This is a genomic window from Dactylosporangium salmoneum, assembly GCF_039532525.1.
In the GTDB taxonomy this organism is placed as follows: Bacteria; Actinomycetota; Actinomycetes; order Mycobacteriales; family Micromonosporaceae; genus Dactylosporangium; species Dactylosporangium salmoneum.
Window position 1 is genome coordinate 23,207 of record NZ_BAAARV010000104.1, and the last position, 9,858, is coordinate 33,064.

Sequence of the window (9,858 nt, forward strand, 5' to 3'; positions counted from 1 at the left end):
GCGGCCGAACTGCCGCCGAATTCCGCCCCGGAAAGGCCTTGACAAGTGGCGCGGATGCGACACGGCGCCGGTCAGCGGGGATCCCGCCGACCGGCGCCGTGAGCGCAATCTCACCGCCCCGAGAGGAGATGATCACGCGCTGGCGTCGTCGATCTCGTTGTCGCTGAACAGCCCCGAGCCGAGGAAGTTCTCGAAACGGGAGGTGATGCTCTGCAGGCCCGAGGCCGCCGAGGCGGCGCCGAAGCCGTGCGCCATGCCCAGGCCGGCGTCGCCGCCGCCAGCCTCGCCGAAGCTCGCCTCGCCGAAGCCGGCCGACTCGCCCTCGGCCGCGCCGAAGCCGGCGTAGCTGCCGCTCTCCTGGCCGTAGGCGGCGAACTCGTGCGAGTCCTCGATCTCCGTGTGCTCGTAGTGCGTGTACTCGGTGATCTCGTAGTGGTTGCCCGCCGCGTCCGTGTACTCGATGTGCTTGAGGTGCTCGAACTCCTCGTGCTCGACGCTGTGGTGGTCGCGCTCGAGGATGCCGTACTGCGACTGGTGGTCCATCGCGGCGCCGTGCTCCGTGTGCGCGGCTTCCAGGCTGCCGTGCTCCTGACCGGCGTCGAACTCGCCGTACTCGCTCATGGGGTGTTCCTCTCGGGTGCATGCCAGGTGGTGCATGGGGTGGTGTCGCTGAAACCAAGGTACGGGGGTCAGCAACGCACCAAATCCCGGAAACGTGCCACGCGCGTATCGGCGGATCGGTCTCAATAGGCGGTGACCGGTGCCCCCGTGTGACTGGTGTGCACCAGGTGGGTCACGCACTCGTCGCCGTCGAGGCGGTGCAGCAGGAAGCCGGCCGGCTCGGCCACGAAGCTCACCGGGCGGCCCTCCCGCATCCCGAGGTCGACCTGGCGGTACGTGCTCGGCGCGACGCTCAGCACCGTGCCCGCGAACCCGGCCGTGACCACCCGGTGCAGGTGCCCGGCCAGCACGCGGACCACGTGCGGGTGGCGGCGGATCACCTCGGCCAGCGCGGGGCCGTCGGCGAGCCGGATGGCGTCCATGCCGGGGATGCCGACCTTGATCGGCGGGTGGTGCAGGCAGACGAACGCGGGCACGCCGGCGCGCCGGCCGAGCACCCCGTCGAGCCAGGCCAGCTGCTCCTCCCCCACCTCGCCGGCGTCGCCGAGCTCGGGGCGCAGCGAGTCGAGCACGACGATCGTGAAGCCCGGGTACTCCGCCGCGTAGGACGTCTCGGCCAGCCCGAACGCCCGCTGCAGGGGCGCCTTGCCGTCGTGGTTGCCGGGGACGAGGTGGACGGGCACCGGATAGTTGCGCAGGAGCTCCTGGAGCACGTCGTACTCCGCCTCCTGGCCGCGGTCGACGAGGTCACCGGTGACGACGACGCAGTCCGGGCGCGGCTCGAGGGCGAGCACGCGGGTCAGCGCGCGGTAGAGCCCGGAGGCCGGCTCGGCGGCGAGGGCGCCGGTGGTGATGTGCGAGTCGCTGAGGTGCGCGATGAGCGGCATGACGATCATTCTCCGCCGCCAAGGTGAACGCACGACGCGACAACAAACGAACGGCGCAACGGCGAACGGGCCACGCAACAACGAACGGCGGGCGCAACGGCGGACGGGCGGCGGGAGCTCCAGGGGGTGAGCTCGCCGCCGCCCGTCCGGGCTTCGGTTCCTTGCGGGTTACCGCTGAACGCCGACGTGCTCGGCGACCGGGTCGGCCGGGTCCGCCGGCTTGGGGCCGGACAGGTCCAGGGTGCTGCGCAGCATGGTCGGGCGCATCAGGAGCGCCGCGATCACGCCGACCACCGCGATGGCCGCCGAGAGCATGAAGATGTGCCCGGTGGCGTCGCCGTACGCGGCGCGGACGATGTGCTGCATCGCCGGCGGCAGCGCGTTGAGGTTGAGGTTGCTGGTCTGCTCGCCGCCCGCGGGGACCTGCACGCCGGCCGCCGCGAGGGAGTGGGTGATGTTGTCGGTGACCCGGCGGGCGAGCACCGCGCCGAGGACCGACACGCCGATCGTGCCGCCCAGCGAGCGGAAGAACGCCACCGTCGAGCTGGCCGCGCCGATGTCCTTGAGCTGCACGGTGTTCTGCACGGCGAGCACCAGGTTCTGCATGGACATGCCCACGCCGACGCCGACCAGCAGCATGCCTGCGCCGACGAAGACCAGCGACGTCTCGTGGTCGATGGTGGACAGGGCGGCGAAGCCCGCGACGAGGATGATGGTGCCGGTGACGATGTACGGCTTGATCCGCCCGGTGCGGGTGATCAGCCGGCCGACCACGATCGAGGAGACCAGCACGCCGGCCATCAGCGGGATGGTGAGCAGGCCGGCCTCGGTGGGCGAGTAGCCGCGGCCGATCTGGAAGTACTGGCCGAGGAACACCGCTCCGCCGAACATCGCCATGCCGACCGCCAGGCTGGCCAGGATGGACAGGGCGGTGGTGCGCTGGGCCACGATGCGAAGCGGCACGACCGGCTCGGCGGCGCGGGCCTCGACCCACACGGCCAAGGCGAGCAGGACCAGGCCGGCGGCGACCATCACCGCGGTCTGCCAGGACGCCCAGGCGAACGAGCTGTCGACGAAGGAGACCCAGATGAGCAGCACGGACACGCCGGCGGCGATGAGGGTGGCGCCGAGGTAGTCGATCTTCACGTTGTCACGCTTGATGGTGGCCAGGTGCAGGGTCTTCTGCAGCACGATGAGGGCCAGCACGGCCACCGGCACGCCGACGAAGAAGCACCAGCGCCAGCCCAGCCACGAGGTGTCCACGATGACGCCGCCGAGCAGCGGGCCGCCGACGGTGGCCACGGCCATGACGCCGCCGAGGTAGCCGTTGTACCGGCCGCGCTCACGGGGCGGGATCATCGCCGCGATGACCACCTGGACCAACGCCTGCAGGCCGCCGACGCCGATGCCCTGGAAGGCGCGGGCCGCGATGAGCTCGCCGGTGTTCTGCGCGAAGCCGCTGATGATCGAGCCGACCACGAAGACCACGATCGCGACCTGGACGAGGACCTTCTTGTTGTACAGGTCGGCGAGCTTGCCCCAGATCGGGGTCGTCGCGGTGGCGGTCAGCAGGGTCGCGGTGACGACCCAGGTGTACTGCGTCTGCGTGCCGTTGAGCGCGCCGATGATCTTCGGAAGGGCGGTCGAGACGATCGTGGAGCTGACCATCGCGACGAAGAGGGCGAGCAGCAGTCCGCTGAGCGCCTCCAGCACTTGCCGATGGGTCATCGGCTCCTCGGTTTGCGCCTGACTCATCGTGTTGCCTCCAGGGCCTTGCGGCTGTCCGTGTTGCGGTTGTCTGTGGTGGTGCGACCGGCGGCCGGCTGGGCGGCCACCGACTCGGCGAAGCGGCGCAGCAGGCCGCTGAGCAGCTCGACGTCGGCGCGGGTCCAGTCGCGCAGGGCGTCGGCGAGCAGGTTGGTGTACAGCTCGTTGGTGCGCCGCATGGCATCGCGCCCGGTGTCGGTGAGCTCCAGGAAGCTGGCCCGCCCGTCGTGCGGGTCGGCCACCCGGCGGACCAGGCCGTCGGCGACGAACGCGCTGACCGCCCGGCTGGTCGTCGACTGGTCGAGCGCGCAGGCGGCGGCCAGCTCCTTGAGGTGGCACCCGCCGGCCAGCCGGTCGATGGCGGCGAGCATGCCGGCCACTCCGGGCGCGAGCGTGTCGCCGCCGTGGTGGTGCTGCTTCACCAGGCGCACGACCTTCATCAGCTCGCGCACCTCGTCGCGCAGCGCGTCGACGTGGTCCACGGTCGTCCTCCCCACACAAGCCCGACGGGCTGCCGAATACTTGCCTGATACAAGCATCCAAAAAACTTGCCCGGTGCGCAAGTTTTCTCAGTGAGAAGTAGGTAACATCGGCTTCGTGACCGGCCTGCGGGAACGCAAGAAGCTCGCGACCCGGCAGGCCCTGCACGAGGCCGCCGTGGCGCTGTCGATCGAGCACGGCCTGGACAAGGTCACGGTCGAGGCGATCGCCGACGCGGCCGAAGTGTCGCGCCGGACCTTCTCCAACTACTTCGCCAGCAAGGAGGAGGCGCTGCTGTTCGGCGACCGGATGCGCGTGGGGCAGCTGGTCGACGCGGTTCGGGAGCGCCCGGCCGGCGAGCCGCCGTGGGCCGCGCTGACCGGCGCCGCGCTGGACGTGCAGCGGCGGCTGGGGGCCCGCGACCCGGGATGGGTGAACCAGGTGCGGCTCGTGCGGCGGCATCCGTCGCTGGCGGCGCAGCAGGTCTCGACGTACGCCTCGATGGAGGACGAGCTGACCGCGGAGGTCTCGGCCCGGTCGCTCGGCGCGCCGGTGCGCGCCCGGCTGATGGCCGGCGCCTTCCTCGTGGCGATGCGGGTGGCCGTGCACGAGTGGCTGGACCGGCCGGCGGACACGGCCCTGGTCGACGTGATGCGGGAGTGCCTGGAGGACATGGGCGAGCAGTTCCCGTGAACGCCGAAATGTCCAGCGCCACGCGCCGGACATGTCGAGGATCAGCAGGGGCCTGCCCAGCGCGTCACGGGCGGGCTCCCGTCAGCGCGGGCCGGGCGACCAGGATGAGGCCGAGGGCCGTGTACCCGATGAGCAGGTGCGCGCCGCCCACGTAGTCCGCCACCGGCGAGCCCGCGATCGCGAAGGTCGGCACGGACACCACGGCCCAGCTCTCGGCCACCGTCGGCCACGCCCGGGCCACGCCCTTCCAGCGGGCGGTGAACAGGATCTTCAGGCCGATCACGAACATGCCGAGCATCGACAGGGGCCAGAAGACGTCCATCGGGACGAGGAAGGCGGAGTCGCGCAGGGACGGGACCGCGTGCAGGAAGCTCCACACCGTGGCCACCCCGAGCAGGACGTGCTCGACGTAGAGCATCCCGCGGGCCACCTTCGAGGTGCCCGTGGCGGCCGTCCGCAGCTGCACCGCCAGCAGCGCGAACAGCCCCAGCTGGAACATGCCGCCGGTGACGTCGGTGATGGTCATGCCCAGCGAGTCGGTCGGGTTGTTGCCGACGGTGAACATGGAGACCGCCCAGGACAGGGTGCCGGCGGCGAGGACGGCGCCGAGCGCGCGGGTCCGGCCGGTGGAGATCCGGGCGGTGACGGCGGGCGCCTCGTCGGTGCGGGCGGGGATCGGCCCGGTGCGAATGGTCATGGCTGCGTTCCTTCTATGTCGAGCGCCGTAGCGCGGTATGCCGAGAACTGTGCGGGACCGGGCGACCCGGGCGGCAGGGTCCCGCGCCCCGCGCCGCGTCCCCGACCGAGTCCCTGATCGAGCGGGACTCCTGTCCCCGGGCCCGCGGGACGCCCGGCCTGGCACCATGTGCGGGTGCCCAAGCCCCGCGCGTCCGCCCTGGCCGGGGGCGCGTTCGTCGCGCTCGCCCTCGCCGCCACCATCGCCTCCGTGGCGCTCGAGGCGTCCATCGGTGCGCAGCGGCGGGCGAGCGACGGCCTCGAGGCGGGCTGGATCTCCGGGCTCGCGGGGCTCGCGCTCGCCGTGCCGGGCGCGCTGCTGGTCCGGAAGGTGCCGCGCAACGCGGTCGCCTGGATCCTGTGCGCGACCGGCCTGCACTGGGCGCTGGACGGCGTGGCCGTGGCCTGGGTGGCCTACGCGACGACGAAGAGCCCGCTGCCGCCGGGCACGGTGTTCGCGTACTGGCTCTACCAGCGCGCCGGCGCCGGGCTGCTCTTCTCGCTGCCCCTGGTCCTGGTCTTCTACCCGGACGGGCGCCTGCCCAAGGGCTGGTGGCGGTGGGCCTCGATCGGGAGTCTCGGCGCCACCGCGGTACTGCCGCTGACGTTGCTCTTCGTGCCGGCGCGGATCGCCGAGGCCATGAACGACGGGCCCGCCCCCGCGGCCGCGAACGGCCTGTCCGCCGACCTGCTGCGCCTGCCGCTGCCCGACGGCGCATGGGAGGTGCTGCTGCGCATCGGCCACGCGGCGCTCCCGCTGAGCGTGCTCGTGCCCTTCGCGGTGGTGATCCGGCGGTACCGCGCGACCGCCGGGCTGGAGCGGGCGCGCATGCGCTGGCTGCTGTGGGCCGGCGTGATCGACGTGCTGGTGATGCTCTCCGCGCTCGTACTGCCGCAGTCGTGGCTGGGCGCCGGGCTGTTCGTGGCCATCGGGTTCACCTCCGGGGCGATCGCGATCGGCGTGCTGGCCCCCGAGCGGTTCGACATCGACCGGCTGCTCGGCGGGACCGTGCTCTACGGCAGCCTGGCCACCGTCGTGGTGGTCGTCGACGCCGGCATCCTGGCCGTGGTCACCACGCAGCTCGGCGATCGCGGGGCGGCGCTGGTCGGCCTGCTGGTCGTGCTCCTGGTGTACGGCCCGCTGCGCAACCGGCTGTGGGTGTTCGTCCAGCGGGTGGTGCTCGGCCAGCGCCACGATCCGTACCGCATCATCTCCGGCCTCGCCGAGCAGCTCGAACGCTCCGACGGCCCCGAGCACCAGCTGCTCGCCGTCGCGCGCAGCGTCGCCGAGGCGTTCCGCTCCCCCTACGTCGCCGTGGAGGTCCTGCGCACCGGCGGGCAGGTGATGCTGGCCGAGTTCGGCACCGCGCCGGCCGCCACCCAGGTGCTGCCCATCACGTACCGCGACGAGACCGTCGGCCGGCTCATCCTCGCCGCCGGCGGGTACCGGACCGCCCTCTCCCCGCGCGACGAGCGCCTGCTGGCCGACGTGGTCCGGCAGGCGGCCGCGGCGGCCCGCTCCAGCTACCTGGCCGCCGAGCTGCAGGTGAGCCGGGAGCGGCTGGTCGGGGCGCGGGAGGAGGAGCGCCGCCGGGTCCGCCGCGACCTGCACGACGGGCTCGGCCCGGCCCTCGGCGGCGTGGCGCTGCGCATCGACACGGCCCGCAACCTCATGCGGGCCGACACCGGGCGGGCCGACGCGATGCTGCGCCAGGCCCGCGAGGACGTGTCGGCGGCGCTGGCCGACGTGCGGCGGCTCGTGCACGACCTGCGCCCGCCCGCGCTCGACGACGTCGGCCTGGCCGGCGCGGTCGGGCAGCTGGCCGAGCGGCTGCGCACGCCGGGGCTCGCCGCCCGGGTGTCGGCGGACCTGCCGGAGGACCTGCCGGCGGCGGTGGAGGTGGCGGCGTACCGCATCGTCTCGGAGGCCCTGACGAACGTGACCCGGCACGCCGGCGCGAGCGCGTGCACGGTGCGGCTGGCCGCCGAGGGCGACACCCTCGTGGTCGAGGTCACCGACGACGGCGCCGGCATCGCCCCCGGCACCTCGTCGGGCGTCGGGCTGGTCTCGCTGCGGGAGCGGGCGGCCGAGCTGGGCGGGCGCTGCGAGATCGAGTGCCCGGCGTCGGGCGGCACCGTCGTGCGCGCCCGCCTGCCCCTGGCCTCGGCAGTAAGCTCGTGATCCCCCGCACCCTCGAACATTGGAGCCCCGGCGTGAGCGGTACGGAGCGAAGCGGAGTGGCCGCTCACCAGGGACTCAGGTTGTCGCGCCGCCGCCGGAGCGAAGCGGAGGCGGCGGCGTGAGCGGCGATCCGATCCGGGTGCTCGTCGCGGACGACCACCCGATCTTCCGCGACGGGCTGGCCGTGCTGCTCGGCTCGGTCGGCGGCATCGACGTGGTCGGCACGGCCGCCACCGGGCTCGAGGCGGTCGAGCTGGCCGTGCGGCTGCGCCCGGCCGTCGTCGTCATGGACGTACAGATGCCGGATCTGAACGGCATCGAGGCCACCCGGCGGCTCGCGGCCGAGGCCCCCGAGGTCGGCGTCGTCGTGCTCACCATGTCCGAGGACGACGGCACCGTGTTCACCGCGGTGCGGGCCGGCGCCCGGGGGTACCTCGTGAAGGGCGCCGAGCAGGAGGAGATCGTGCGGGCGATCAACACGGTCGCCTCGGGCGGGGCGGTGTTCGGCGCGACCCTGGCCCGGCGCATCGCCGAGTTCTTCGCCGCCGGGCCGCCGGCCCCCGCCGAGGCCTTCCCGGAGCTGACCGCCCGCGAGCGGGAGATCCTGGAGCTGCTCGCGGCCGGCCGCTCCAACGCCCAGATCGCCCAGGCGCTGTACCTGTCCCAGAAGACGGTCCGCAACAACGTGTCGAACGTCTTCGCCAAGCTGCAGGTCGCCGACCGGGCCGAGGCCATCGTCCGGGCCCGCGAGGCGGGCCTCGGACGGTGACGTCCTAGGGCATCACCATCGAGATCGTCATCGCGCCGCGGTAGAACGGCCAGGCGTCCGCGCCGGGCGACGCGGTGTCCGCCAGCTGCGGCTCGATGTAGATGATCTCGTAGTAGTGCCCGGGGATCAGCGCGTCGACGCCCGGTGCGCGGAAGGTGAACGGCGGCGCCACCCGGTCCGGCACGTCGGCGAGCCTCCAGACCCGGGCCGAGCCGGGGCCGATCAGCCCGTTGCCGGTGATGCTCTCCAGCAGCAGCAGCCGGCCCCGCTCCAGCGGCGGGCACACGTCACCGCGGGAGCCGACCTGGAACTTCCCGCCGGAGAAGTCCAGGTTCCACGCCACGGCGCAGCTGCTGGGCAGGTCGATCGGGACCGGCGAGTAGCCGTCGTCGGGCAGCGACGAGGGGCCCGGGCTCTGGCTCGGCCACGACGTCGGCATGCGGCTCGCCTCCGGCACGTCCCCGGCCGGGCGGGTCGGGACGACCACGAGCGGCGGCGCACCCATGGGCTCGCCCTTGCCGCCGAACACGCCGGCGCCGTACCCGATCGCGAGCACCATCACGACCACGCCGCCGAAGACCGCCAGGACGGACAGGCCGCGCCGCCGCCGCACGTCCACCGCGTGCCGCCGCCCCGCGGGCTCTGCGCTCCCGATCGGGGGGCGGCCGGCTCGGCGGACCACGTCGGCCAGGGCGGCGTCGGCGTCGAAGGGGCGGTCGGCGTACGCCCCCCGGATCAGCTCCCGGGTCGGGTCAGGCTCGGCCATGCTCACTCGCCTCCGTGATCTCCTGTAGCCGCCGCACGTACGGGCGCAGCAGCTTGCGCAGCTCCGCGACGTGGCTGCGGACCGTGGACTCGTTCATCTCCAGCAGCTGGGCGATCTCGCCGTAGCCGTCGTCGTGCAGGAAGTACAGGAATGCGACCTGCCGCCGCCGGTGCGGCTGGGCGTCGATCAGGCGGCGCACCTCCCGCTCCAGGCCCAGGCGGTCGTCGACCCGGTCCAGGGCCGCGTCGAGCGCCGCCGGCTCCTGCCCCGGCCGGTCCTCCAGCGGCACGTACCGCGACTCGCTCTCGGCCCGCCGCCGCGCATAGTTCTTCGCGGTGGTCAGCACGTACGCCCGCCGCTGGAGCGGGCCGACGTCGCGCAGCCGCGCCCAGCGCTCCAGCATCCGGGCGAAGCCCTCCGCGGCCGCCTCGGCGCCCAGCTCACGGCCGCAGAAGGCGCTCATGACGTGCTGCACCCGCACCGCCTCGGCGCGGTAGAACTCGGCGAAGTCCGGCGGCGCCGTCCCGATTTCGTGCGTCACGTCTCTAGAGAGCCGACGGCCCCCGAATCCGTCCAGTGGCCACACGGTACCCCCGGCGGGTGACAGAGGTTTGGATCACCGTTACCGCCCTCGGACCGCCTCGTTACCGGGGACAGCTAGGTACCCCCCACCCGGCGAGCGGACGGACCCCACATGAAACCCGGAGTCGGCGGCGCACACAGATCCCGCGAACGGTGGCTCATGGCGTCCGCGCCGCTCACCCTGACCGCCGCGGCCGCGGTGCTGCTCGGCGGCCCTCCGCTCGGCCTGAGCGTGCCCGCCGCGGTGCTGCTCGCCGCGGCCGCCTGCGGCGTGCTGCACGCCGCCTGGCTGGTGCGCCTGGCCATGGGCGAGCGCCGCCCCGCCCCCGCGCCCCTGCTCTGCCTCGCCGGGGCCGTCGCCGGGGCCGTCCGGACC

General features: G+C 73.5%; 11 protein-coding genes. 4 read left to right on the top strand and 7 right to left on the bottom strand.

Annotated features, from left to right (window positions below; all coding sequences use genetic code 11):
• Positions 1-132 precede the first annotated feature (132 nt).
• The 4 genes from ABD352_RS49465 to ABD352_RS49480 all read right to left on the bottom strand — a co-directional run bounded on the left by ABD352_RS49465 (position 133) and on the right by ABD352_RS49480 (position 3,757).
• Complete coding sequence (locus ABD352_RS49465; RefSeq protein ID WP_344619617.1) at positions 133-621, bottom strand: hypothetical protein; 489 nt, start codon at positions 619-621, stop codon at positions 133-135.
• A gap of 122 nt (positions 622-743) precedes the next feature.
• Positions 744-1,508 carry a phosphodiesterase gene (locus tag ABD352_RS49470; RefSeq protein WP_344619618.1) on the bottom strand — a complete coding sequence of 255 codons (765 nt, stop codon included), beginning with the start codon at positions 1,506-1,508 and terminating at the stop codon, positions 744-746.
• Positions 1,509-1,676: 168 nt separating this feature from the next.
• A complete protein-coding gene (locus tag ABD352_RS49475) occupies positions 1,677-3,236 on the bottom strand; it encodes an MDR family MFS transporter (RefSeq protein WP_344619619.1) in 1,560 nt (519 codons plus the stop codon).
• Positions 3,237-3,259: 23 nt separating this feature from the next.
• Complete coding sequence (locus ABD352_RS49480; RefSeq protein WP_344619620.1) at positions 3,260-3,757, bottom strand: MarR family winged helix-turn-helix transcriptional regulator; 498 nt, start codon at positions 3,755-3,757, stop codon at positions 3,260-3,262.
• Positions 3,758-3,872: 115 nt separating this feature from the next.
• Between ABD352_RS49480 and ABD352_RS49485 the strand changes: the two genes are divergently transcribed.
• Positions 3,873-4,448 carry a TetR/AcrR family transcriptional regulator gene (locus tag ABD352_RS49485; protein ID WP_344619621.1) on the top strand — a complete coding sequence of 192 codons (576 nt, stop codon included), beginning with the start codon at positions 3,873-3,875 and terminating at the stop codon, positions 4,446-4,448.
• 64 nt (positions 4,449-4,512) lie between these two features.
• On the opposite strand, the gene ABD352_RS49490 is transcribed toward ABD352_RS49485, so the two are convergent.
• On the bottom strand, positions 4,513-5,145 hold the full coding sequence (locus ABD352_RS49490) for a hypothetical protein (protein ID WP_344619622.1): 633 nt from the start codon (positions 5,143-5,145) through the stop codon (positions 4,513-4,515).
• A gap of 174 nt (positions 5,146-5,319) precedes the next feature.
• Here ABD352_RS49490 and ABD352_RS49495 point away from each other — a divergent pair, with 174 nt between their 5' ends.
• On the top strand, positions 5,320-7,365 hold the full coding sequence (locus tag ABD352_RS49495) for a histidine kinase (protein WP_344619623.1): 2,046 nt from the start codon (positions 5,320-5,322) through the stop codon (positions 7,363-7,365).
• A gap of 118 nt (positions 7,366-7,483) precedes the next feature.
• On the top strand, positions 7,484-8,134 hold the full coding sequence (locus ABD352_RS49500; RefSeq protein ID WP_344619624.1) for a response regulator: 651 nt from the start codon (positions 7,484-7,486) through the stop codon (positions 8,132-8,134).
• 4 nt (positions 8,135-8,138) lie between these two features.
• On the opposite strand, the gene ABD352_RS49505 is transcribed toward ABD352_RS49500, so the two are convergent.
• Both ABD352_RS49505 and ABD352_RS49510 read right to left on the bottom strand, forming a co-directional pair.
• Positions 8,139-8,900 (bottom strand): hypothetical protein, encoded by a 762-nt coding sequence (locus ABD352_RS49505; protein ID WP_344619625.1) that lies wholly within the window; start codon positions 8,898-8,900, stop codon positions 8,139-8,141.
• Complete coding sequence (locus ABD352_RS49510; protein WP_344619626.1) at positions 8,887-9,441, bottom strand: RNA polymerase sigma factor; 555 nt, start codon at positions 9,439-9,441, stop codon at positions 8,887-8,889. The genes ABD352_RS49505 and ABD352_RS49510 overlap by 14 nt, the downstream gene beginning before the upstream one ends.
• Positions 9,442-9,642: 201 nt before the next feature.
• On the opposite strand from ABD352_RS49510, the gene ABD352_RS49515 reads away from it, so the two are divergent.
• On the top strand, positions 9,643-9,858 hold a 216-nt coding region (locus ABD352_RS49515; RefSeq protein ID WP_344619627.1), incomplete at its 3' end, for a hypothetical protein.